The organism is Streptomyces sp. NBC_01171, from assembly GCF_045039805.1.
GTDB lineage: Bacteria > Actinomycetota > Actinomycetes > Streptomycetales > Streptomycetaceae > Streptomyces.
In genome coordinates, this window is record NZ_CP108609.1 from 3,036,779 (window position 1) to 3,060,083 (window position 23,305).

Here is a 23,305-nt window from a genome sequence, read left to right on the forward strand (position 1 = left end):
GCCCACCGGAGGTGAGGAGGAAGCGCGGTCAGTCGGTCACGGGCCGTGGCTTCACGACCGGAGACGCGGTTCCGACCGGCCGCACAGGCACGTCGGGCTGGAAGCGCTTGAGCGCGGGAAGGTCGGGGACCAGATGTGCCGAGTCGTGGCAGATCTCGGCGGCATCACCGAGGGACAGATAGGGCGTGCGGATGCGGGACCAGCCGCCGGAGGTGTCACCGGCCACGGCGAGGCCGGGACGTTCGGGAGCGATGGCGCAGGCGGCGAAGACGGCTTCCGGTGCGATGTCGCCGAGTGCCATCTTGGCGGATGCTTCGTCGTTGACGCGGTGGCAGACGCGGCCGGTCAACTGGGCCCGCAGCATGGTCGCTCCCTTGCCCAGCTCGGCGCCGAATCGCTGCCCGCACACCTCCAGGTAGATCCCGGCGGCGCGGCCGAGCTGGGCGAGCCGGATGAGCTGGGTGACCATCTCGTCCCGCCGTTCCTCGTCCTTCTTCGTGGCGACGAGGAAGAGTTCGGCGACCTCGTCGACGAACAGCACGACGGGTACGGGGCGTTCGCTCTCGGGCAGGCCCCAGATGTCGGAGGTGATCTCCTCGTCCGGCGTGCCGGGGGCGACGCCCTGTCGGGCCTTGATCAGGTCGTACCGTTCCTCCATTTCCTTGATGAGGGCGGGGAGCAGCTCGGCGGCCTGCTCCGGGTTCGTGGCGAGGGCCGAGAGCCGCGCGGCGAAGGGCGCAAGTTCGACGCCCCGCTTGCAGTCGATGCCGACCAGGGCGACCGGCTGCCGGGCGAGTCCGGCGACGAGGTGACGCAGGTACATGGACTTGCCGGACAGAGTGGCGCCGAGGGTGAGTTGGTGCGGGACGGTGCGGTAGTCGCGCAGGAAGGGTGTGGCGTCCTCGCGCAGCGCGACCTGCACCCGGAGGAATTCGGCCCGAGTCTTGCGCGGCATGCGCACCCGGTTCAGCACGTCGAAGCCGACGAGTCGCAGGTCGACCAAGCCCGGCTTCACCGTGGTGACGTAGACGGCGTGAACTCCCCAGGCGTGCCGCAGTCGTTCGGCGGAGGCGGCCACGTCGGCCGGCTCCTGGCCGGGGGCGAGACGCAGACGGAGCCGCAGTCCGGTCGTGGTGGGTCGGATGATTCCGCGTCGCGGCGGTACGGGCCGGACCTCGCGGCGGCTGGTGGCCTTGACCGCCAGGACGCGTAGCCGGGACGGGGTCACGGTGAGGCCACAGGCTTCCATGACGGACCCGTACGAGCCGATCAGCCGGGCTGTGGAGAGCGGTAAGCCGACCGTGGACCAGTAGAGGCCGGGGTGTCGTGCCCGGGCGTAGGCAGCCCCACCGCCGAGTGCTGCGACGGGGCCACCCACCTCCAGGAGCGTTGTCAGGTCGGTCATCAGGCCGTGGCTCCCACGGCGGCAGGGAAGGCGGCCGGGGTGACGGCGGCGGCCCGGTAGGCGATGCCGTGGCGCTGCTGCCCGTTGAAGACGCTCTCCCACGGCCGGGCGGCCAGGCCGGGCAGCGAGACCGGCGCACCGAGCGCGAGCCCTTCCGACACCCCGCTCTCCGGAACGGTCACCTTGATCAGGGACGACTCTCCCTCCTCGATGTACACGACGCCGATCGTCATCAGCGACTCGCCGCTGACGGCGTCCTTTGCGATCTCGCCCGTCTGCCGGTCACGGACCTTGGGCTCGGGTGCCTCGGTCAGCAGGATCGTCGCGGCCGAGGTCTCCACACGGATGGTGCGCAAGGCTTCTTCCCATCTACTCGTCTATACAAGATGCGATCTGAGGACCCGTCATCGCCGGGAACGAGATCACCTTGCCACACAACTTGCCCACTCGTCTATACGAGTAAGCCTGTCGGCGTGTACGAGTCCGAAGAAGTGGCCTCGCGCACCGCCGATCAGGTCGCCGGGAGCTGGTAGGAGAGGACGTAGGCGTCGGCCGCCATCACCGTGTCGCAGACCTCCACGGCCCGCCCCTCGGTGTCGAAGGCGGTGCGGACGAGGTGGATAACCGGCACGCCTGCGGCCAGACGCAGCGTCTTGACCTCGGCGGGCGAAGGCATCCGGGCGCGGATCTCCTCCTCGAAGTGGTCGAGGTGGTGGCCCAGCTCTTCGAGACGGGCGTAGATGCCGCCGGGGCCGGGGTTGGGCTCGGCGATCTGAGTGCCGCGGGCGATGTCGAGCGGCAGGTAGGACGTGGCGAACTCCACCGGGCGTCCGTCCAGCAGGTACCGGCGCCGCCGGGCGAGTACACGGCGTACCGAGCCGAGCCGCGTAGAGATGTCCTGGCTCGCCTTCTCCTCCTTGACCTCCAGGCTGTCGACCTGCGGATGACTGCCGGCGGCATCGGCCTCCACGATGAACGCGGACTTGCCCTGCTCGCGGTGGCGGCGGGCGAAGCGGTCGGAGGCGAGCCGGCGCACGGGCGGACGGGGCCTGACGAAGACGCCCTTGCCGTGCTCGGCGTGCACCAGGCCCTCGCCCGTGAGGATCGAGAAGGAGTTCCGGACCGTCATCCGGGAAACGCCGTAGTGCTCGACCAGTTCGGCCTCGGAGGGCAGCTTCTCCCCTTCCTTGAAGCGCCCACGGTCGATGGCCTCGCGCAGCTGGTCGGCGATCTGCCGGAAGACCGCACGATCACTCGTGGGGTCAAGCGCGCCGAGAACGCTCGGTAGAGAGGTCACGGATACTCCTTTAGGTATCTAGACGAGTGGGCGAGTGTTGTTGCTACGGTGGAGAGCCTAGCCAGCCGAGAGGGCCGAGGAACGTGAGCACAGAACGCCCGCACTCCGTGAGCGTCGCCGGGGTCATCGTCGACGACCGCGGCCGGGCCCTCTTGATCAAGCGCCGCGACAACGGCCATTGGGAACCGCCGGGCGGAGTCCTCGAACCCGAGGAGACCATCCCCGACGGCCTCCAGCGCGAGGTCCTCGAAGAGACCGGCATCAAGATCGCCCTTCCGGCGACTCTCACCGGCGTCTACAAGAACATGACGGGCCTGATCGTCTCGCTGGTCTTCCGCTGCGAAGCGATCGACGGCACCCCCACCACGGGAGACGAGACCCGAGCCCTTCGCTGGGCCACCCGTGATGAGGTCACCGAACTCACCGACGAGGCGTACGCGATCCGCGTCCTGGACGCACTCGACGCGACGACCCCGCCGGCCATCCGCGCCCACGACGGCGTGAAACTCGTCTAGTCCGAACCCGCTGCACATGGCGGCCTACCTGCATGAAGGAACTTGTATGCACGAGTATACGAGTAGTGCTCGGGTCTGGGGGCTGAGTTGCCCAGGATTCCCGGAAGAGGTGAGCCGGGCCCGCCGATGGACCCGCGACATCCTGCGAGGCTCCCCCTTAGCCGAGGACGCCGAACTGATCGTGAGCGAGCTGAGCGCGAACGCGATCCTGCACACGGCGAGCGGCCAGGCATACGGCAGCTTCCACCTGGCCGTCGCTGTCTCGGCGCAGGTGGTCGCCCTGTCGGTCACGGACGATGGCGGCACCGGCACAGCCCCGAAGGCCAAGTACCAGGACCAGGACGCCGAGCACGGCCGGGGGCTGGGCATGGTCAGCGCGATCGCCCACCGAGTCGTCGTCCACGACAGCGACCAGGGGCACACGGTCACCGCGGAGTTGTACGCGGACGCACGGCGGGGAGGCCACCCGTGCTGATGAAGCCACCACAGTGGGGCTACTGGTGCGAGTGCTGGACCGAAGACCTAGCCGACGGGTGGCAGCCTGCACTGCTGGCAGCTTTCGACGCCTACTCCGCACCCCAGGCCGACCGTTGGGTAGCGGTCACGCTGAGGAAAATCTCACCGGCCCTGGACGCGGACGCGTCCGACGAGGCTTGGGAGTGGCTGTACGAGGGCCGTATCGAGACCCGTCGAGCCCTGCTGCGATCCGAGCCGTGCACGGTGTCAGTGACCCACGCCAGCACGCGGATCACCTGGACGATCCGCCCCGTGCTCTTCCTGCCACTCATGCACCGACAAGGCGCCGAACTCCCAGCCTGCGCACAGACCTTCAAGCCCCATCGGACAGAGTGAGTTACAACTTTCTCTACTGGTTCAAGGCGGCTCGCTCCGCTCCCCGCACGCGGCACGGCCCCCGGCCGGGCCTGCGCTCCTGTCTCCGCCCCGCTCCAGCCCGGCCGGCGCCGGTGCCGCGCTCAGAGCAATCAGCCGCCTGATGCCAGAGAAGGGGTACGTCGTGGCTGGGGCGGTCGGCTCCACGGCTTTAGGCAGCCACTTTGGCGCGAGCCTCGAAGATCATGGCCCCAACGTCGTGCTTTACCGGGCAGGTCCACAGACTGCCCGACGCGCCGGAAGCTTACGGGGCCATGATCACTCGCGCCAAAGCAGCTCCAGCCCAAAGCCGCTCCACCGACCTCGCGGCCAAGCCAGATGCCAGAAGGCAGGCGAGGAACCACTCAGCACCCTCCTCCGCGCCCCTAGGCCCCGTAGGCTTAGGGCTATGGTGAGCGTGCCCTGGCAGGAAATCGCAAAGACTCCGACGGTATCCGAAGCCCTGGTAACCATGCTGGTACTGCGACTACGGTCCCGCGCCCAGGAAGTCGACGGCACCGGCGGAGATGGCGGTCGGGACCTCTATGAGTACACAGAATTCGGCGAACTAATCCACTACGAGGCCAAGTCATTCACGGGGCGGATGACATCGAGCCGCAGAGAACAAGTCCGCCGCTCCCTGATCTCTACTACCCGCTACCAACCCGATCATTGGGATCTCCTCGTTCCAATCAGTCCGAACCCGGCTGAAATGAGTTGGTTTGAGGGATTGCGTGATGAGTTCCCCTTCGTCCGTAACTGGTGTGGACTGAATTGGCTCAATCAGCACTTTGCCCAGCATGACGATTTGGTTAGATACGCACTACAGGGGTCTGGAGATTACATTCTGGACCGGATCGCAGAAGCTCGGGCCGAGCGCGACCTAATAATTGGCGGAATTCCCGATCTGGCCGATCGGTATCGCGCTTTGCAGGTTCGGGCACAGGAAATCTCCCCTAATTATGCAATTAGCACTTCCCTTGATTCAAGTGGCGAGACCGCCATTCACTTATCACCGAAGGGCAATGATTCAGGCAACCACTCGACAATCCGCTTCACTGGCAAATTCGCGTTCCGGAAAAACGAACCGGACGACGAACGGCGCCTGAGGCGTTTTGAGGACGCTTTGCGCTATGGCGGCGAGGTGGAACTCACTGGTGGAAATATCCAAGGGGTGACAATTGATGCCCCTTCGGAGCTAGGGATTAGTGGATCTTTCGTTCCTGAGGCGGTGCGCATTGAGGCAAACCGGGAAACTCTAACTCCCCCGCTCCGGGCCCAACTCATCGTGCGTGCCACGTCCGGGATTCCCACTGCATCATTGCCCCTCCAGTTCACACAGCGGACGACTGGCACCGATGGTGGAACCTTGTTCGGTGATGACCTTACGGGTTTCATGCAAGTAAAGATGCGTTACGACAATCGCAATAGGTCCTGGCGGCAGACACTTTCTTTCACGCCACCCGAGGAGGCACTTCCACAAGCGCTAGTCCCCGTTCTCAGACTGATCAGTCGTGCCCGAGCTGGCCAGATCATGGAGGTGGCATTCCAGGGTCCCGCGCCAACACGACTTAGCGCACCCATCTCACAAGGCATGACGCCTGGCGGCTGGGATGTTGACGAAGCAGAAGGATGGGCCGATGCCTACGAGGCTCTGGCCACCCTTCAGGCGATGACTGGGCAATTCTTTCCAGCACCAGCAGATTTCACCATCCGGGATGGACGAGATGCCTGGGAAGCTATTTCCTTGCTGCGTGGCGAGAAGGTGAATCTTGCGGCAAGCACCGTGTCTATTGGAGTGGTTCGAGAAGAGGCTATTGAGCTGCTTACAACGAGCGACACGTTTGCCCTGGCAGCTGCCTATGAAGGCATGCTTCTTAGCTTTGGCGAACATCAGGTGGATCTAGGGCCATGCATTGAAACCCTTGTGGTTGATAAGGTGCTCAACTTGCGAGATGCCAAACGTGAATTTGCAGACAGTGGGCGCGCGACTGTACGCATGCGCGTAGCCAACTCCGCTCCAGCACAGCGCTACCTGGGCAGGCAGCTACCAGAGACGAAATCTGATTAGCCCAGAGTGAATGTCCCTGCCGCAATGAGGTCCAATAGGCGGCGATGTATGAGACTTACAATGTCCTGACTGGATGCGAGCGCGGTCAAGTCCGCAGTGGTCAGGAGCAGCATTCGCGTGCGTTCAACCAGTGCAAGTGCGGCCGACTGGTAAGCAGCGGTTTTCTCGTAAGGGTTCCCTGTCACCCCATTCGCTGCGACCAAAATTCCTAGCGTACAACCGCGATGGCGAATCTTAGACGCAAATTCATTCACGGTAGCTGAATCAACTGGATCACTCCAGTTCTTACACTCAACGAGGAAGATCTCTGGCAGTGCTCTTAAGCCATTATTCTCCCGAAAGTTCATCACAGAGATATCCACTTCCTCTGATGTGAACCTGTTGAGGCTGTTGCGCTGCACGTCACAACCCGGTACTGCGGCGAAGATGTACTCAAGGGCGTCTTCGAAGGCCCGACCGCGAACATGCGTCGAATTTGTAGGATCGCTTGCACGATCAAGATGCGACTTAAGCACCGAGCTGTCGAAGTTAGGCACGGTAAGGCACTCCGTGCATCACTGCGTTTCGCATAGAGACAAGGAGACTACTCAGTGGCCGGCTACTGAGCGCGTCCACGAGATCATGCGCCGAAATGGTAACCACGCGCGTATTGGATAGACCCGAGCCATGGGGTGTCTTTTGCTCTTTATTCATACAATGATAAATGAGCAGGCCGAACGGCACTTGTCTTGTGTCAAGTTGGGCGGAGAAGTTCTCTATGGCCCGCGTTAGCCCATGGCGTGGGGCGTCTCTCCATAGTTTCAGTTGTACAAGCACTGGACCGCCAAGGATGGGGCTAGCTTCATTGGCCCAGAGCGCTGCATCGTATCCCATATCGCCGGTTGAACGAAGCGCTGAAACTTCCACTTCATGTGAATCCAATACCTCAAGCATCAGATTTTCGAAGCGTGCAGCCGCGCCGACGGGGTTACTTGCTTGGCTGATCTCATCCAGACGTGCATGAGCCAGAATAGCTGATTCTCGCGATAGCGGCGGGATTTCTGACGCTGCTGCCTGAGCTTCCGTTTTTCTACGCAAAGTTCGAAGGAACTGTTTGAGATGAAGCTCCAGAGCATCCTCATTACGGAGGTCTGCTTCAACCAGAGTTACGCCGGCGAGCACAAGTGGTGCCCGGCGGGGGGGCTCCAAGATCAAAAAGACTGGGATGCGGCGGCCGAGAGCAACACCGATGTCTACCAATACGGCTGCTTCAGCGTCGCGGTTGTCCCCCTCACCAAGGACGGCACATACGAAGTCAACCGGCGGCGCGGGTGTCTGAGTTAGCCAGTCGACGGGCAGTTTGCTGACCTTAACGATGTCGACCCCCAAGCGACGCATCACACGCCTCAAGCCCTCACTGGGAAGGTCAAGATCAGCAGTCAGCAGGCATCGCATGTGCCTACCGTAGCGATGGCGTTGCCCTTCGACGACCCGCATGGCCCCTTTAGGCGGTCTGCGGCTGAAGCTGCTCCCGTGTGGTCAGCTCCTTGGCTACTTCGACGATGCCACACCACGTCCGTGACCTGGGAGGCAGCAACACCTGTCCGTCTCAGTTTCCGTCTCATTCAGCCCGTTCACGGCCGTTCAGACGAGACCGGAAGCCGTGGCCACACCAGCACCGGGCCGCCCATGAACGCAGGTGAACGCCCCCGCACGCAGCCCATCCCCCACCCACACAGTTGAAAGGCGTGTTGGCGGTGCAGCGCTTCCGCTGGTTTCTAAGCCGCAAGCCGCTGCCGGCATCGGTCGCGCCCCCAACCTCGCCCTCCCCGGCGACACCTCCGCCTTCAGCCGCTACTTCGCCGAGGGCATCACCGAGTCGTTCGTCCTCCAGGACCCATCTCTCGGTCCCTACGCCCCCCGGCGTCGGCATCACCCTGCTCCCCGACGCCCTGCGCCGCTTCACGACGGCACGGCGGCACCTGTATGAAGGTGCGGAGGGGCGGCGAGGTGGAACGGAGAACTTCGCGGAAACTCGCGCACTCGAAGGGCCGTTGAGAATCGGCCCGGGCAGTGGGCATCATGAGGGCCACTTCCCATCGGCTGATTCTCCGTGAGGGCGCCATGCACAGTACGGACCCGGCGGCAGCGCCCTCCTCCGGCACGAGCAGCACGCACTCCGCACCACCCACCGGGCCTGCATCGCCTTCCGGAGCCGTATCAGCCCCGCAGAGCACGGGCACCGCCCCGGCCCCGGCGGCCACTCCACCCGCATCGGCCCGGAGCGCGACGACTTCCGCCTCCACGGCCGCAGTTCTCGACCCGAGTCTGCCCGGGCCACGCCGGCGCGAGCTGATCGCTGGGGCTCTCGTACCGGGCATCCTGGAGAGCCCGCCGGGACAGAGACGACGGAGAGTCATGTGGACTCTGGCAAGCGGCGCGGTCGTTGGCCTTCTCGCCTGGCTCGTCCCGGCCGCTCTCGACTACTTCGCGACCGAGCCGACGACACGCCACTCGAAGCACGTTGAGGAGAACCTCGACCGTGAGGGTCCGGCTTTCACGGCGGCCACGCGCGTGGACGCGGACCCGCTTTACATGGCTTATGTACTGGATCGCCCACTGACCCGCACGGAGGCCGCCACCTTCCTGGAATCCGGCGCCGACGACGGCCCCAACTTCGAGGAGGTGGAAGAACTGGCCGCGACCCACGGTGGCCACGGTCTTGAGGCCCCAGGCTGGGACAAGTCCGACGGATACTCGTCCTCGTGGCTCATCGATCTCTTCAGCGACAGATCGGCGAGCCTGACGATCACCGGCATGAGGGCCGAGGACCTGAGATGCGGCCCCGCCGCCGCGAAGACGGTCATCCTGGTCCGCCCCGAGGGCGGGGGCGCCTACGACGGAATCCATTTCAATCTCTCCGAGCCGAAGACGCCGTACTCCCTCAGCCCCGACGACTACTTCGGCAAGCCGTACTTCTCGCACAAGAAGATCGATCTCGGCAACGGCGCCGAGCCCGGAGGGCTGCGTGCGAGCTTTTCGTCCGGAGTGCAGGATTGCGACTTCCTACTGGAAGCCGAATACAGGGATTCGTTGGGGATGCATCAGCAGGAAATCAAGAATGCTTCGGGACGATTCGCGGTGCGCGGACTTCCCGCGAATCCCTACCAGTTCTTCCTCTGGACCAACGTTGGCGTCTTCGACTGCGGCCCGCACCAGTTGCAGCGGCTCCGGAGGTGTCCGGCGATCCCCTTCTCGGTCACCAACTGGTCTTCCGTCCACTGAAGCGGCACCGCACCGACTGCGGCTCAGGTCCCGGCGTCTCCGCGAGCGATTCTACGCCGCCGCGTCGCTCCCGTGCGGGCGGTCGCGGTCGTCCCGGCAAGGCCCTCGCCGTACACAAGACAGACCGCAACCAGGCCCCGGCTGCTCTTACATAGCATCCCATGCAAGGCACCTTCATTCGACAAAGGGGACCGGTGGACCTTCCGAACAGGCTCACCAAAGCCAAAGAGCTACTCATAGCGGGCGAACACCAGTCAGAGGTTCCCGACGTCATCGGGTACCAGGACGTACAACACCAGTGGGAGCGCGGCTATCGCGAGATGCTGGTACGCGCGATCGAGAACAATGCATGCGGTCCGGAAGGTACCAGCATCATCGACTTTCCCAAGACCGATTTAACCGTGCGACCACTGGCCCGTTTCTCCACCCGAGACCGCCTTATCTACGACGCGCTAGTGTTCACCATCGCCGAGCAGATCGACCGCCAGCTTCACCCCGGCGTATTCAGCTACCGATGGAACCACTTGAAGGGCGAACCCATCGGGTGGTGGTCCAACTGGTCTTCCTACCGAGAAAAGTCGCTTTTGGCTATCCGCTCCGACACGTCACTCAAGGTCGCCTACCTCGACATCGCAGCCTTCTATGAGCATATCGATGTGGCCATGCTCGGTGACGATCTAGAGGCCCTCGGTGGTGACGGTTCGGCCGTCGGCCACGTCATCGATTTCCTCACCCGGTTCCAGACCATCAATCACGCTTGGGGCCTACCCCAAGGACCGGACGCCTCCGGCATACTCGCTAATCTCTACCTGGCCCCTGTCGATTCCTACCTAGCCCAGAACAGCGTCCGGTTCCTGCGCTACTCCGACGACATCAAGGTCTTCCATCCCGACTGGAGCGAACTGCGTGATCTTTTCCTCGGCGTGAACAGCCAACTGCGCTCCAGGAGGCTCGCCATCTCTTCCAGCAAGACCGCCATTCTCGATCCTCAGGACGCCCGCGAACGCGAAACTGACATTCGTCATGACTCGCTCGCTGGCGCCATCCGCAGTGGGCGCCCACGCGCTCGCCAAGATCTCGCAGCCTACTTCGAAAAGATCGCCAAAGAGGGTCGGTTCAACGGCAACCAGGTTCGTTTCGTTCTCGGCCAACTCCGCATGATTAGAGATGATCGCGCCGTCGGCTGGTGCCTGGACCACCTCATCCGCCTTCCACACGCCATCACGCACGTGTTCAAATACTTGAACGCAGCTAAGACAAGAGCGCCCGAGGTCGAGAACGCCCTGGTCCGCTTTCTACACTCCAGCGACAGCGCCACACACCCGCTGATTGAGCAGCGCATCCTGCGGTACCTCATCGCCATGGGAATCAAGGATGAACGAGCAAAAGAAGCAGCTTGGAACATTCTTGGGGACCGTAACCGGGCCGAGTACGCCCGCGAGTTCGCCGCGCGATACATCGGAGAGCACTCATCCCTTACCGAGGCTCAGATGCTCCGCCACCGATTCGAGGGGGAAACCAACGCTGCCGTCCGACGCGCCATTCTCGTCGCGCTGTACGAGTCCCGCTACCTCACCACCCGTTACCGCAACGAGATCAGGTCCTCCGTCCCCGGCATGGAATGGCTATGCAACTTCCTTGCCACAAGACCGCACATAACCCCTCCCCGGATTGGACCCTATGTCTACTTCTGACACACCCTTCGAGAATATTACGACCGAACTGACGCGCATTCGAAGCAACTGTCTTTATACCGCTCAAGGATATTTTGAAGCGGCCAAGAGTGCGGAAAGGTGGGGGAGGCTGATGGTATTCATTCCTGCCTGCATGACCGCAGCGTGCAGCCTTCTGGTTGCTATCAAGGTCGGCCCGGAAGTCTTTTTCAGTGGGCTCGGTGCCGTCTTCGGAGCCATCGCGGCCACTGCGGCTTTCCTGGGCTCACCGAAGACGGCGGCTGACCATCTCGCATCTGCCCGCGCCTACACTGCGCTCAAGCACCGCGCAGATACCGAGATCAGCCTCATGACCGAGACATCCGATCTGGCGGTCCTCGAAGCCAGAACCCGAGAACTGAGCGCCGATTACGTACGAATCACCTCTACCGACACTCCGATGGCGAACAAGTTCTACGAAAGGGCCCAGCGGCGGATACAGCAAGGCGCGGCCGAGTAGTCGAGTTCGGGCAAGCAGCCAGTACCAAGCAAGAGTTGGGGCCAGGCCATGGAGGTGTACCGGTCGGCATATCTGGTGGCGCTGGGCCGACCCACCGGACGATCCCTCGGGGGTTGTCCGGTCGGAACGCTTCGGCTGACATCCAACCCTGACATCAACGACCCTGGACGGCGGTAACTCACGGCAGCCAGTCGTGGCGCCGGTGCATGAGGCGGGTCCCGACCGGGCCGAGGGCGGATCGAACTCCTAAATCGGTGGTCGTTGGCGTGGCGGGCGCACAGGCCAGAGGGCCGCGCGCGTGCCAGACGCGTGCCAGCTCGCGCGGGCAACCGCGGCGAATGGCGGGGACCAGACCGCCGGCCAGGTAGACCCCCCTGGCCGCTCCACCACAGGTCAGCTCAGTAGCCATCGGTATAGAACCCAAGCTTCCCAAGCTGATGATGCTTGCCTGTCCTGTCCATGGCATCGGTTGCCTCCGGTGGGTTCTCCCAGTCGGCGGTCAGTGGAACAGCTCTTGCGTTTTGGACGTTTGCGCTGTGTGAGCGGGGTTGTGTTCTTACGCTGGGTCACTTGCAGCCGATGAGTGTTGGGGGACCAAGTGAGTGCCGAGATTGTGCAGTTGGTGGAGCAGGCGGGGCCGTATCTGTCGACTGCGGTGAGCGCGTACGGGGTGGCGGTGTTCTCTCGCGCGGAGAGCGCGGCGGTGGATGCCACGGCGAATCTGGGGCGGCGGATGCTGCAGACGGTGTGGCGCCGCCGCAATGCGCAGGGGCGGGCGGAGCTGGAAGCTGCGGTCCAGGATGCGGCCGAGGCGCCAGAGGATGCGGACGCTGCGGCCGCGATGCGTCAGCAGGTCAAGCGTGCGCTGCGTGAGGATGCCGAGTTGCTGGCCGAGCTGGCCCGGATGCTGCCTGCGGCCGGGGAGACGGTGACCGTGACGGCGTCGGGGGAGCGGTCGATCGCCGCCAAGACCATTGGCACTGCCTTCACCGGAGACCACACGACGATCAGGCCATGACAGACGGTGCGGTAGCGCGGGGTGGCGGTCTGCAGGCGACGGGTGCCCGGTCCATGGCGGTGGGCGGCGATGTCAGCGTGGCGATCACCGGGGACGGGGCCCGGGTGGTGATGCTGCCGGCTGAGGCGGTGCGCTGGGCCAGGGAGGTGGAGGCACCGCCGGGGGCCGGGAATCTGCCCGGGTCCGCGTCCGGAGTGTTCGTCGGACGTAAGGGTGAGCTCGCTGAGCTGCGCCGGCTGCTGACAGCCGAGGGGGAGGCTGCGGTCACTCAGATCTCCGGGGCGCGTGCGATCCACGGCCTGGGTGGGATCGGCAAGAGCACCCTCGCTCTGCACTACGCCCACACCTACCGGCGTACGTACACGCTGGTGGGGTGGGTCAACGCCGCGAGCACCGAGCAGATCGTCACCAGCCTGGCCATTCTGGCCGTGCGGTTGTGCCCGCAGTGGGCGACATCGGCAGGGGTGCAGGAGCGGGCGGCGTGGGCGATGCTGTGGCTGCAGTGGCATCCCGGCTGGCTGCTCGTCTTCGACAACGTCGAAGATCCCGCCGACATGCGCCACTACCTCGGCACACTCCCGGACGGGCATCACCTGGCCACCAGCCGCACCGCGACCGGCTGGCACACCATCGCCCCCACCATGCCCCTGGGCCTGCTCGATGCCGAGGCGGCCGTGGACCTGCTGTGCAACCTCGCCTTCGGACCAGAGCATGTCCCCACGCCGGCACAGCGCGGGGACGCGGCGGACCTTGCCGCTGACCTCGGCCATCTGCCGCTGGCGCTGGAGCAGGCGGGTGCCTACCTGTTCGAGACCGGGACCTCGCTGGCCGACTACCGGAGGATGCTGGGACGCGTCATGGATGCGGCCGCGGGCGGGATCGACCCCGAACGCACCATCGCCCGCATCTGGCACCACACCCTGACCGCCGTCGAACGCCGCAACCCGCAGGCCGTCACCCTGCTGCACGCCATGGCCTGGCTGGCACCCGAGGGCATCCCCCGCACTCTGCTTGCCCCGCTCTGCCCCGACCCGCTCGCCCTCGGCGAGGCCCTGGGCACGCTGTACGCCTACAACATGATCGCCTACAGCGCCGACCGCCAAGCCATCAGCGTCCACCGCCTCGTGCAAACCGTCCTGCGCCACCAGCCCGCCGACTCCGACAGCTACCTGCCCGGCCGGCGAGACGCCGAACACCTCATCCAACACGCCACGTCAAGCGAAAACACGGACACCTTTCAGTGGGAAAAGCTCCTGCCTCACGTCGTCGCAGTCGCCGACTCCACACCGTTCCATAGCCCGGCGTCGCCTGACACCGCCAACGCCTACCACGCCGCCGCCCAGTACCTGCACCACCAGGGACGCGACGCCCACACCATCCCCCTGCGCACAGCCGTCCTCGCCCAGCGTGAGCAGGTCTTGGGCGACGCCCACCCCGACACCCTGACCAGCCGCAACGACCTTGCCGGCGCCTACCGGGCGGCGGGGGACCTGGGGCGGGCCATCCCCCTGTACGAGGCCACCCTCGCAAAGCGTGAGCAGGTCTTGGGTGATACCCATCCCGACACCCTGGCCAGCCGCAACAACCTCGCTGGTGCCTACGAGTCGGCGGGAGACCTGAGGCGGGCCATCCCCCTGCACGAGGCCACCCTCGCCCAGTGCGAGCAGGTCTTGGGTGACAGCCACCCCGACACCCTGGCCAGCCGCAACAACCTCGCTGGCGCCTACGAGTCGGCGGGAGACCTGAGGCGGGCCATCCCCCTGCACGAGGCCACCCTCGCCCAGCGTGAGCAGGTCTTGGGCGACACCCACCCCGACACCCTGACCAGCCGCAACAACCTCGCCTACGCCTACCAGGCGGCAGGGAACCTGAGGCGGGCCATCCCCCTGTACGAGGCCACCCTCGCCCAGTGCGAGCAGATCCTGGGTGACACCCACCCCGACACCCTGACCAGCCGCAACAACCTCGCCTACGCCTACCAGGCGGCAGGGAACCTGAGGCGGGCCATCCCCCTGTACGAGGCCACCCTCGCCCAGCGTGAGCAGATCCTGGGTGACACCCACCCCGACACCCTGGCCAGCCGCAACAACCTCGCCGGCGCCTACCACGCGGCAGGGGACCCGGGACGGGCCATCCCCCTGCACGAGGCCACCCTCGCCCAGCGTGAGCAAGTCCTGGGCGACACCCACCCCCAGACCCTGACCAGCCGCAACAACCTCGCCGGCGCCTACCAGGCGGCAGGGAAACTGGAGCGGGCCATCCCCCTGTACGAGGCCACCCTCGCCCAGCGTGAGCAAGTCCTGGGCGACACCCACCCCCAGACCCTGACCAGCCGCAACAACCTCGCCGGCGCCTACCAGGCGGCAGGGAAACTGGAGCGGGCCATCCCCCTGTACGAGGCCACCCTCGCCCAGCGTGAGCAAGTCTTGGGCGACGCCCACCCCGACACCCTGGCCAGCCGCAACAACTTCGCCTACGCCCACGAGTCGGCAGGGAACTTGAGGCGGGCCATCCCCCTGTACGAGGCCACCCTCGCCCAGCGTGAGCAAGTCCTGGGCGACACCCACCCCCAGACCCTGGCCAGCCGCAACAACCTCGCTCGTGCTCGCCAAGCCGACCAAGCTGTACAGCAGAGGAGTACAGCAACCTCAACGGCCGCAGGCGAAGGTCAGCAGCCGTCTACGGCTGATTGACCAGCCCAACAGACCTCAATGACCACTCAGCCGAGAGTTCGGGACGAAGAGGTCGTGGGTTCAAATCCCGCCACCCCGACAGCCGAGACAGCAGGTAGACCACCTAGGAACGTTCCTAGGTGGTCTTCTTGTTTCTGTCTGCGTGTCTATCTGCGTGACTACCGCTTCCCGCGTGCCTACGGCCGCCGTTCCTGCGTGCCGAATGCCGTCCATGACCACGGCTCCGGTCTGATCACGGGCCGGATCTGTTTCCGTTAGAACCTCCTCGGTCACGGCGGTCCCCGAGTGCCCGCCGAGACGCGAGATCTCCTCCAGCGGCACGCCCCGGTCGGACAACCGGGAGACGAAGCTGTGCCGAAGCTCCCGCGGCGTCCACTCCCCGGTGTTGATGCCGTCGATACCCTCGAGAGCCGGCTCGTGCAGACCGAGTTCCTCGCCCACCCCCGTGAACGCGCACCCTGACGGCACCCGCGGAGCTTCGGCGGACACCACCGGGCATCCACCCCGACGGATGGGCACCGCCTCAATCGCTTTGCAGGCGCCGCCCGGCACGTACATCCCTACGGGTGGCCGGAGCTCCAGAAGTCATTCCTCGAGCTCGTGGCGTTCCTCGCCGCTCCGCGGGCCCTCCGCGGGAATCGTGTATGCCTGGCGGGTGCCGGTGTCGATGAGGATCTGTGCGGCATCGGTGACGTTGTCGGCCCGGACGGCCCTGGCCATCGCGGCATGGGCGGCCTCGACTGTCGCGTGCGGCGGGACCACGAGAAGGGAGAAGTGGTCCTGGTCGCCCCGAGTGATCAGGACGGTGTCGTCACCCACCGGAAAGGAGTCGATCCGGACGACCTGGCCGCCGATCACCAGCCGCGTGGGAAGTTCGTCCCAAGCGGTGGCGTCCAGACCGACGCGCAAGATGGGGCCGAGATGCACGGTCAGCGCGTGGACGAGGTCGGGCAGCTCGGCACCGATGTCGCGGGAACGCGGCCACCACGCACCGTCGAGGTTCCCCTCCCGGGATCGTGTCGTCTCCAGCCGTAGAAGGACCGTCCCGGGTTTCGCGGCCTGATGGACCTCGTCCGGCAGAAGACCGGGAGCGCGAGAGGTATCGGATTCGTTCATGGTGTGTCCGCCTGTCTGCGGGAGACGGTGCCGCCGCCGGACGCGGGACCTCGTCCTCTCACCGTAAGCCGTGCCTCGCCACAGCATCCGCGCCGACGGTTCCGGGCCTCGTTGCCTGTCGGTGAAATGCCTGCTCACGCACACGTCCCGGGACCTCCGCAGCGGCGTAGAGTGAAAGCACCGGGAGTACTCCGCACACCGGCCGCCATGTCGGTCTCGTTCTCGGCGAGCAACAACACCGGCCTCCGCGAGGAGGCTCGGGGACAGGTCCGCGTCATGACCGCGACCATCGAACCCACGATCATCCAAGAGCGCCCGCTGTCGGTCCCGGCCAGACTGTCGCTGACCCCCACCGGCTCGGCTCCAGGTCTCCTGGACGGCGCCTGGTGGCCCCGCTCCCGTGATCTCCTGCGCGAGATCCCCACTCTGACGGACGCACTGGACGCGTGCTGGGGCCGGATCACCCACGTCACCGTGAACCCGACCCACTGGCCCGTCATCCCGCGCAAGGTCCCCGTCACGGGCCACACGGTGCATGTCGGCTGGTTCGCCGCCGAGCAGGACCCGAACAAGGTGATCCTCCTGTCCTACACGGTGGGCCGCCTGGACCTGCTGGTGATCCCTCCGGAGACGGACCCTGCCGCCGCCGCCCGGCTGATGGCAGCGGCAACCGTTCCGCCAGGGCTCCGCACCGCCAGCGGTCTGATGGCCGATGAGGCCATCAGGCACGACATGACAGATACTCAGGGCCGGGAAGAGGAATGGGAGACCGACGGCGGAGCCGCTTCGACGGCAGGAGCCGCGACCGGGATCTCCACCTCCACCCTGAGGAGGTGAGGACGTGCAGACGACCGTCACCATCGCCGTGATCCTCGCCGTGATCATCGCGGGCATGTTCCTGATCCACCGGCTCAACGTGCAACACGCCGAAAGAATCGGGGCGTTCCGCTACAGCGACGCCCTACCGGGAATCGGTCGGCGGACCCGTAAGAGCAGACGTGCCACCGTGTCGAACAGTCCTCCGGCCGGCACCACACGTCGTGAGCAGCGACAGGGGAACCGCTGATGCCCCAGCCCTGCTTCGAGCCGGGGTGAGCGTGAAGCGACGCTGCCTCAGACGTACGGGTTTCCGTCGGTGCCGCACGAGAGGCGGGCGACCATGGCGACACTGCACGAGCGGGAGCACAACCGCGAGGCGATCATGAAGGCCCTGTACGAGGCCGTCGAAGGCAATCGTCTCCTCGGCCTCACCGGAGAGCAGATGCGTGAGGATCTCGCCATGCCCGAGGAGGACCTGGCCGCCGCCTGCACGTACCTGGCGGCCGAGGAACTGGTCCAGGTCGAATGGGCGCGAGGAAACACACCCGCGATGGTCACCCTGACGCACAAGGGGATCCAGATCATGGAGACCGAGGAGAAGGACAGCGACTGACACGGCCCAAGGCACCCTCAGGACTCGGGCTGTGTAACGGCCCGGGGGCGAGAACGACGGCAATGGTGAGCCGAGCCCAACCACCCCAGCCCCGACAACGACGCCTTACGACGACCCGCACGAGGCGCTACGCGGTCTCCAGGGGATCGGTGGGCTCGGCTAGTTCGGGGTCCGCCAGCGGTACCAGTCCTCACCGTCGCTGCCGAGCGCGCCCCGCAGATAGTTCTCGAGCGACGGGGCGATCCAGGTTCGGCTGTCCGTTTCGTGATCCCATACGAAGATGTCGTCGCGGGGCGGAGTGCGCACGACGGCGAACTGATCGCCGCCGCCGTTGTCACCGAAGAACATCAGGGCGTCGAACGGCATATACAGCTCACGGAACTGCGCGTTGGTCCGGAAGGACTCGTTCTCTTCCAGAATCTTTTCGGCGGTCCAGACGAATTCGGTTCCGTAGCTGTCTTCGATCCCGTTCGTCTCCAGGAGGAGCTCCCGCAACGGCTCGGGCAGCGGCTGACCCAGTCGCTCCTCGATCAGCGCCAGATCGCGAGGATCCGCCGGCTCCTGGAGTTCCACTTCGGGGAATTCCGAGGTGAGCTCTCGCCACATGTGGGACTCTCTCCGTTCCTTACTGCTTAACCGAATGCCGTCGGTGAAGTCGTGGCCGAGGCGTTCGAGAGGCGGGGGTTCTGGGGGGGCGTGGGCGAGGGCGGCCTTGATCTTCCCCTGGGCGTCGGCGGCGGTGTTGCGCTGCTTGCGGGCCTCGTTCAGCTTGGTGGCGGCGGCGTCGCGGTCGGACTTGCCCGCCTGCATGTCCTGCTTCGGGGCCGTGCCGGGGTCCTCGCCCACGTCAGCCTTGGCCTTGTACGCGGCGGCCTTCCGCTCGAAGTCGTCCGCCGCGTCGTCGAACGCCTTCGTGCCCTTCCTGTACAGCTCGACGGCCGCCGCCGCCCCGCACGCCTCCGCCGCGTGGGCCCATGTCCCCCAGCCCCATCAGCCCTCACCGCCCTGCTGCTCGGCTGCCTTCGCGCGGGCCTCCGGGGACGGGCCGAAGGTGTCGTCGAGGAACTGGTCGTACTCCTTGTCCGACATGCCCACCGCGCCGTGGAGGTTCTCCGGCGTGACGGGGACCGTGCCGATCAGGGGCGCGGTCATCGCGTCCCGGCCGGCGTCCTTCCAGCCCTGCTTGCTGTTCTCCCACGCCTGCTCGAAGGACTCCTGCGAATAGTCCACCGTACGACCGGACTTGGCGATGTCGCCCCAGCCCATCTTCTCCACGTCCTCCTCGGAGGCGTACGGGTTGCCCACCGCCGAGTTCGCGACGACCTTCACGCTGCCCTTGAGGTACTGCTCGGTCTCGTAGTACGTGCCCGCCGACAGGTTGGTCTTCTGCGCGAAGGCGTTGCCCTCCGCGATCAGGGCACGTACGCCCCACTCCCAGCGTTCGCAGAACGTCTTCAGCTCGCCGGTGAGGCCCTCATGACCCAACTCCAGCCCCGACAGGGCGATTCCGGAGAAGCCCCGGCCCGCGCCGGCCTGGCCGACCATGCCCAGCTCGCCCAGTTCACCCAGCGCCTCCGTCAGGCCCTTGGCGATCTCCTCCAGGCCCTGCGCCTGGAGATCCATCCCGCCCTCGCCGCTCATACCGCACCCCCGTGCCGCGTCTCGTCGTCCAGATCCACCGCCGCGCCGTCCGGCACGATCCCCGCCACCGGCGGGAACACCATCCCGTCCGACCCGTCCGCACAGTCCAGCGCCACCCCGCACGGCACGCCCGCGGCGGGCACCGCCACATCCAACAGGCGTGCACCCAGAATGCGTTGATACGCCCACTCCCGCGCCGACTCCCCACGCGCGGTGGCGTACCGGGCGAGCGCCTGCTCGTCGGAGAAGGCCAGGATGAAGCGGATGCCGTTGAAGTCGGCGGTCAGAAGCGCCTGTTCACCACCCGGATCACCGCCCAGCGGCACGAGAACGGGAGTACGGCGAAACTCACCGAGCAGCTCGGCGAACTCCCTTCTCCGGGCCGCCACTTCCGCCGCCTGCGCGGGCGCGATGCCCGAACCCGCCCCCCGGTCCCCGTTCTCAGACATGCCGCCATCATCACGACTGCGACGAGAGCGGACAAGTTCATGCCCGTCACACCCTTGTCACGGGAGGTCACTCGGGATGGGGGGCGTGTCGTAAGGCACCTGCATGCCTTGGAAGTTGAGGTCAAGCCCAGATCGCCTCGGCGAACGCCGTGCCCACGAAAGCCGCGCCCAGGCCCGCCACCACGCTCGCCACCACGTTGGCCGCTGCCAGGAATCTCGCTCCGTCCTCCGTGAGGCGGAGGGTTTCGTAGGAGAAGGTGGAGTACGTGGTGAGGGCGCCGCAGAAGCCGGTGCCCAGGAGGAGTTGGATGTGGGAAGAGGCTGCGCCCGCTACCACCGCGCCGGTCAACAGGCCGAGGATGAAGCAGCCTAGGACGTTGACCGTGAAGGTGCCCCAGGGGAAGACCGCGTCGTGGCGTTTCTGGACGGCGCGGTCGGTGAGGTAGCGCAGGGGGGCTCCGGCCATGCCGCCGAGGATCACGAGGAGCCAGTTCACGCCTTCTTCTCCTTGCGGGAGTGGCGGCCCGAGCGGCTGCCGGCGTAGCGGATGACCTGGCAGTCGTCCAGGATCACCAGCCCCGACTCCACCAGCTCGTCCAGTTGCGGGAGGAACGCCCGTACGCGCTCCGGAGTGTCGACGATGACGATCGCCACCGGCAGTTCCTCGTTCAGGGAGAGCAGCCGGGCGGTGTGGATCAGAGAGGACGCGCCGAAGCCCTCGATGCCCCGGAACACGCTGGCCCCCGCGAGACCGGCCGCGTGCGCGCGGTGCACGATCTCGCTGTAGAGCGGCTTGTGGCGGTAGGTGTCGTGCTCGCCGATGAAGATCGTCACCCGCAGGGCGTCACCGGTCAGCCGTGTCGTGGTCATCGCTGCCTCCAGGCCAGGACGCGGCGCGTGAGCGCGACCGCGAGTCCGACCGAGCCGAGGGCCGCCAGCAGGGTCGCGGCCAGATAGGCGAGGGCGGTGCGCGCAGCACCGGCGTTCACCAGCCGTTCGATCTCGACGGCGTACGTGGAGAACGTGGTGAAGCCCCCCAGCACACCCGTGCCGAAGAACGGCCGGACCAGCCGGTGCGCCGTCCACACCTCGCTGATCAGCACCATGAAGACGCCGATGACCGCGCAGCCGGTCACGTTGACCAGCAGGGTGGTCCAGGGGAAGCCGGGGTCCGCCACGGGCCACAGCAGCGACGCCGCGTACCGGGCCGCCGCCCCGATCGCGCCGCCGCCCGCGACCACCGCCACGACCGGGCCCTGACCGCGCCACGCTTCCTGCCACTGGGCGGGGGAGCGCAGGTCGATGTCGGGGTCGACGGGTTCGTTCGCCGTGGGTCGTGATGCTGTCATGGGCGTACGTCTCCTACTCGCCGGGGCCCGCGCACGCGGGCGCACTCCATCGCAAGTAGGGACTGTTGGCGGCGTCGATGCCGCGGTTCGGGTACGGCGAGCCCCACCGCCGCGCCGCGCGGGTGAGGCGCGGCCGGTCACCAGGGTATCGCGGGGGCGGGATGGGGCGCAGTGCGGCGGTCCGGCTACGACGGGGTCAGCGGGAGGTCGTCCGTGTACGCGTTGACCGGCTGGGGGATCGGGTGAGTCTCCTGGACGTCGAGCGCGGCCTCGGCGGTCTTCGTGCCGAGGCGGCCCGCGGGGTGCCAGGTGCCGGTGACCGCGAGCCAGGTGTTGGCGGGCGGGGCATCGGGGCCGTGGACGCGGACCTTGACGGTCTGGGAGTCGGCGGCGCAGCAGGTGAAGATGATCCGGGTCAGGTACCAGCCGCCGCCGGACCCGGCCGGGGTGACGAACCCGGTGAGCTGGACCGGCCGGCCCTTGATCGCCAGCGTGGGGTCCTGCTGGACGCGCTGGGTGAAGCCGGTGAGGGTCAGGGGGAGCGGGGAGGTCGGGGGGAGGGCGGGGAAACGTTCCTTCAGGGTGGTGGACACCGGTTTCCCGTTGGAGTGCGCCGCCGTGTACGCGCCGAGGGCGGGCGGGGCGTAGAGGAGGAGGCTCAGGGCGGGGAGAGCGAGGAGCCAGGCGACCTTGGGGGCGGTGGAGTGGTCGTGGCCATGGGAATGGGCGTCCGCATGGGGGTCGCGAGGCTCGTGGGGCTCCTGGCTTCGGCGCAGGTCGAGGCAGGCGTTCACCGCGCCGAGGAGCAGCAGGACGACGCCGGAGGCGATCAGGACGGGGCGCAGGCCCTCCTTGACATAGCGCAGGTAGAGGTCGGTGAAGAGGGCCGTGTGCAGCAGGCCGGCGCCGATGAGGGCGAGCAGGGCGGTCTGGGCGAGGCGTCTCACAGCAGCGCGCCTCCGATCAGGGCGCTGGCGGCGACGGCGACGACCGTGGTCGCGGCGGAGAACCGTACGGCGAAGGCACGGCCGAAGGTGCCCGCCTGAAGGGCGATCAGCTTCAGGTCCACCATGGGGCCGACCACCATGAAAGCGAGCCGGGCTGTAGGGGAGAAGCCTGTGAGTGACGCCGCCACAAAGGCGTCCGCCTCCGAGCAGACCGCGAGCAGGACGGCGAGTCCGGCGAGGAACAGGACGGAGAGCCAGGGCGAGCCGGAGAAGGTGTCGAGCACGGTGCGCGGTACGGCGACGTTGAAGGTGGCCGCGGCCATCGCGCCGAGCACCAGGAAGCCCCCGGCGTGCAGGAAGTCGTGCTGGAAGCCCTGGCGGAACTCGGCCCAGCGCCTGTGTCCGTGCTGGTGGCCGGTGTGCCGTACGGCCGGGCGCAGCCACTTCTCCTTGCCGAAGCAGAGCCACAGCCAGCCCATGACGGCGGCGGTGGCCAGCGAGGCGACCAGCCGGGCGGCGACCATCGCGGGGTTGCCGGGGAAGGCGACCGCCGTGGCGGTGAGCACGATCGGGTTGATCGCGGGCGCGGACAGCAGGAAGGCGAAGGCGGCGGCCGGGGTGACGCCCCGCCGGATCAGACTGTTCGCGACCGGTACGGACGCGCACTCGCACCCCGGCAGCACCGCGCCCGCGACCCCCGCGACCGGCACGGCGAGCGCGGCCCGCTTGGGCAGCACGCGGGTGAACAGGTCGGCCGGGACGAAGGCGTTGATCGCGCCGGACAGCACGGTACCCAGGATCAGGAACGGCAGCGCCTGCACGGTGATCGCCAGGCAGACCGTGCGCCACGCCTGGACGGCGGGCCGGTCCAGCACCCCGGCGCGGGCGAGCAGCAGCACCGTGATCCCGACGGCCGCCGCGGCGGTGAAGGCGAGCAGGGGGCGCACGGGGCTGGGGCGGGCCGGTGGAGCGGTGGGGGTGACGACCGGCGCCGCCCTGTCGACCACTCCCACCAGCTCATCCGTTTTTCCCATTTTCACTCCGGATGTCGGTGTTTGGCCGACGA

Annotated in this window: 26 protein-coding genes and 1 pseudogene; 12 read left to right on the forward strand and 15 right to left on the reverse strand. The window is 66.6% G+C overall.

Annotated elements, in window-relative coordinates; all coding sequences use genetic code 11:
• Window positions 1–28: 28 nt before the first annotated feature.
• From OG448_RS13900 to OG448_RS13910, 3 genes are all read right to left on the reverse strand, one after another.
• Window positions 29–1,405, reverse strand: coding sequence for an FtsK/SpoIIIE domain-containing protein (locus tag OG448_RS13900; protein ID WP_405553932.1), 1,377 nt, complete (start codon window positions 1,403–1,405; stop codon window positions 29–31).
• Window positions 1,405–1,761: a hypothetical protein gene (locus tag OG448_RS13905; RefSeq protein ID WP_161150893.1), complete on the reverse strand. Its 357-nt coding sequence runs from the start codon at window positions 1,759–1,761 to the stop codon at window positions 1,405–1,407. The genes OG448_RS13900 and OG448_RS13905 overlap by 1 nt, the downstream gene beginning before the upstream one ends.
• Before the next feature lie 155 nt (window positions 1,762–1,916).
• Window positions 1,917–2,702 (reverse strand): GntR family transcriptional regulator, encoded by a 786-nt coding sequence (locus OG448_RS13910; RefSeq protein ID WP_400887731.1) that lies wholly within the window; start codon window positions 2,700–2,702, stop codon window positions 1,917–1,919.
• A 107-nt stretch (window positions 2,703–2,809) separates the two neighbouring features.
• Between OG448_RS13910 and OG448_RS13915 the strand changes: the two genes are divergently transcribed.
• The 4 genes from OG448_RS13915 (at window position 2,810) to OG448_RS13930 (ending at window position 6,158) form a co-directional block, all read left to right on the forward strand.
• Entirely contained in the window at window positions 2,810–3,217 is a 408-nt protein-coding gene (locus OG448_RS13915; RefSeq protein ID WP_161150898.1) for an NUDIX domain-containing protein, read from the forward strand.
• Between the two features lie 46 nt (window positions 3,218–3,263).
• Window positions 3,264–3,692, forward strand: coding sequence for an ATP-binding protein (locus OG448_RS13920; RefSeq protein ID WP_405553934.1), 429 nt, complete (start codon window positions 3,264–3,266; stop codon window positions 3,690–3,692).
• On the forward strand, window positions 3,692–4,069 hold the full coding sequence (locus tag OG448_RS13925; RefSeq protein WP_405558792.1) for a hypothetical protein: 378 nt from the start codon (window positions 3,692–3,694) through the stop codon (window positions 4,067–4,069). Before OG448_RS13920 ends, OG448_RS13925 begins: the two co-directional genes overlap by 1 nt.
• A gap of 427 nt (window positions 4,070–4,496) precedes the next feature.
• Window positions 4,497–6,158, forward strand: coding sequence for a hypothetical protein (locus OG448_RS13930; protein ID WP_405553936.1), 1,662 nt, complete (start codon window positions 4,497–4,499; stop codon window positions 6,156–6,158).
• Here the strand turns inward: OG448_RS13930 and OG448_RS13935 are convergent.
• Together OG448_RS13935 and OG448_RS13940 are read right to left on the reverse strand one after the other, a co-directional pair.
• Window positions 6,155–6,694 carry a restriction endonuclease gene (locus OG448_RS13935; RefSeq protein WP_161150890.1) on the reverse strand — a complete coding sequence of 180 codons (540 nt, stop codon included), beginning with the start codon at window positions 6,692–6,694 and terminating at the stop codon, window positions 6,155–6,157. The two genes, OG448_RS13930 and OG448_RS13935, sit on opposite strands and share 4 nt — an antisense overlap.
• A complete protein-coding gene (locus tag OG448_RS13940) occupies window positions 6,687–7,592 on the reverse strand; it encodes a hypothetical protein (RefSeq protein WP_405553937.1) in 906 nt (301 codons plus the stop codon). Before OG448_RS13940 ends, OG448_RS13935 begins: the two co-directional genes overlap by 8 nt.
• Before the next feature lie 963 nt (window positions 7,593–8,555).
• Between OG448_RS13940 and OG448_RS13945 the strand changes: the two genes are divergently transcribed.
• The 5 genes from OG448_RS13945 (at window position 8,556) to OG448_RS13965 (ending at window position 15,305) form a co-directional block, all read left to right on the forward strand.
• Window positions 8,556–9,422 carry a hypothetical protein gene (locus OG448_RS13945; RefSeq protein WP_161150888.1) on the forward strand — a complete coding sequence of 289 codons (867 nt, stop codon included), beginning with the start codon at window positions 8,556–8,558 and terminating at the stop codon, window positions 9,420–9,422.
• Between the two features lie 161 nt (window positions 9,423–9,583).
• Window positions 9,584–11,116 (forward strand): reverse transcriptase domain-containing protein, encoded by a 1,533-nt coding sequence (locus tag OG448_RS13950; RefSeq protein WP_405553939.1) that lies wholly within the window; start codon window positions 9,584–9,586, stop codon window positions 11,114–11,116.
• The gene (locus OG448_RS13955; RefSeq protein ID WP_161150885.1) at window positions 11,103–11,594 is read left to right on the forward strand and encodes an SLATT domain-containing protein; all 492 of its coding nucleotides are present in this window, start codon (window positions 11,103–11,105) and stop codon (window positions 11,592–11,594) included. The genes OG448_RS13950 and OG448_RS13955 overlap by 14 nt, the downstream gene beginning before the upstream one ends.
• 598 nt (window positions 11,595–12,192) lie before the next feature.
• Window positions 12,193–12,612 (forward strand): hypothetical protein, encoded by a 420-nt coding sequence (locus tag OG448_RS13960; RefSeq protein ID WP_161150884.1) that lies wholly within the window; start codon window positions 12,193–12,195, stop codon window positions 12,610–12,612.
• The gene (locus tag OG448_RS13965; protein WP_405553942.1) at window positions 12,609–15,305 is read left to right on the forward strand and encodes a tetratricopeptide repeat protein; all 2,697 of its coding nucleotides are present in this window, start codon (window positions 12,609–12,611) and stop codon (window positions 15,303–15,305) included. The genes OG448_RS13960 and OG448_RS13965 overlap by 4 nt, the downstream gene beginning before the upstream one ends.
• Before the next feature lie 585 nt (window positions 15,306–15,890).
• Here the strand turns inward: OG448_RS13965 and OG448_RS13970 are convergent.
• Window positions 15,891–16,421 carry a DUF5994 family protein gene (locus OG448_RS13970; protein ID WP_405553944.1) on the reverse strand — a complete coding sequence of 177 codons (531 nt, stop codon included), beginning with the start codon at window positions 16,419–16,421 and terminating at the stop codon, window positions 15,891–15,893.
• A gap of 276 nt (window positions 16,422–16,697) precedes the next feature.
• On the opposite strand from OG448_RS13970, the gene OG448_RS13975 reads away from it, so the two are divergent.
• From OG448_RS13975 to OG448_RS13985, 3 genes are all read left to right on the forward strand, one after another.
• Window positions 16,698–17,258, forward strand: coding sequence for a DUF5994 family protein (locus OG448_RS13975; RefSeq protein WP_405558794.1), 561 nt, complete (start codon window positions 16,698–16,700; stop codon window positions 17,256–17,258).
• Between the two features lie 4 nt (window positions 17,259–17,262).
• Window positions 17,263–17,487 (forward strand): hypothetical protein, encoded by a 225-nt coding sequence (locus tag OG448_RS13980; protein ID WP_405553945.1) that lies wholly within the window; start codon window positions 17,263–17,265, stop codon window positions 17,485–17,487.
• Between the two features lie 93 nt (window positions 17,488–17,580).
• A complete protein-coding gene (locus tag OG448_RS13985) occupies window positions 17,581–17,853 on the forward strand; it encodes a hypothetical protein (RefSeq protein WP_405553947.1) in 273 nt (90 codons plus the stop codon).
• Window positions 17,854–18,012: 159 nt separating this feature from the next.
• Here the strand turns inward: OG448_RS13985 and OG448_RS13990 are convergent, their stop codons facing one another.
• The 9 genes and pseudogenes from OG448_RS13990 to OG448_RS14030 form a co-directional block, all read right to left on the reverse strand.
• The gene (locus OG448_RS13990; protein ID WP_405558796.1) at window positions 18,013–18,459 is read right to left on the reverse strand and encodes an SMI1/KNR4 family protein; all 447 of its coding nucleotides are present in this window, start codon (window positions 18,457–18,459) and stop codon (window positions 18,013–18,015) included.
• An 87-nt stretch (window positions 18,460–18,546) separates the two neighbouring features.
• Window positions 18,547–18,792, reverse strand: a pseudogene (locus OG448_RS13995) (putative T7SS-secreted protein); the annotation flags it as partial.
• Window positions 18,793–18,843: 51 nt separating this feature from the next.
• The gene (locus tag OG448_RS14000; RefSeq protein WP_161203594.1) at window positions 18,844–19,494 is read right to left on the reverse strand and encodes a hypothetical protein; all 651 of its coding nucleotides are present in this window, start codon (window positions 19,492–19,494) and stop codon (window positions 18,844–18,846) included.
• Entirely contained in the window at window positions 19,491–19,943 is a 453-nt protein-coding gene (locus OG448_RS14005) for a hypothetical protein (RefSeq protein ID WP_405553949.1), read from the reverse strand. Before OG448_RS14005 ends, OG448_RS14000 begins: the two co-directional genes overlap by 4 nt.
• A gap of 121 nt (window positions 19,944–20,064) precedes the next feature.
• Window positions 20,065–20,439 (reverse strand): fluoride efflux transporter CrcB, encoded by a 375-nt coding sequence (gene crcB / locus OG448_RS14010; RefSeq protein ID WP_405553951.1) that lies wholly within the window; start codon window positions 20,437–20,439, stop codon window positions 20,065–20,067.
• The gene (locus OG448_RS14015) at window positions 20,436–20,813 is read right to left on the reverse strand and encodes a DUF190 domain-containing protein (protein ID WP_405553953.1); all 378 of its coding nucleotides are present in this window, start codon (window positions 20,811–20,813) and stop codon (window positions 20,436–20,438) included. The genes crcB and OG448_RS14015 overlap by 4 nt, the downstream gene beginning before the upstream one ends.
• Entirely contained in the window at window positions 20,810–21,292 is a 483-nt protein-coding gene (locus tag OG448_RS14020) for a fluoride efflux transporter FluC (protein WP_405553955.1), read from the reverse strand. Before OG448_RS14020 ends, OG448_RS14015 begins: the two co-directional genes overlap by 4 nt.
• Before the next feature lie 185 nt (window positions 21,293–21,477).
• Window positions 21,478–22,239 carry a TIGR03943 family putative permease subunit gene (locus OG448_RS14025; RefSeq protein ID WP_405553957.1) on the reverse strand — a complete coding sequence of 254 codons (762 nt, stop codon included), beginning with the start codon at window positions 22,237–22,239 and terminating at the stop codon, window positions 21,478–21,480.
• Window positions 22,236–23,273 carry a permease gene (locus OG448_RS14030; protein ID WP_405553959.1) on the reverse strand — a complete coding sequence of 346 codons (1,038 nt, stop codon included), beginning with the start codon at window positions 23,271–23,273 and terminating at the stop codon, window positions 22,236–22,238. The genes OG448_RS14025 and OG448_RS14030 overlap by 4 nt, the downstream gene beginning before the upstream one ends.
• Window positions 23,274–23,305: the final 32 nt, after the last annotated feature.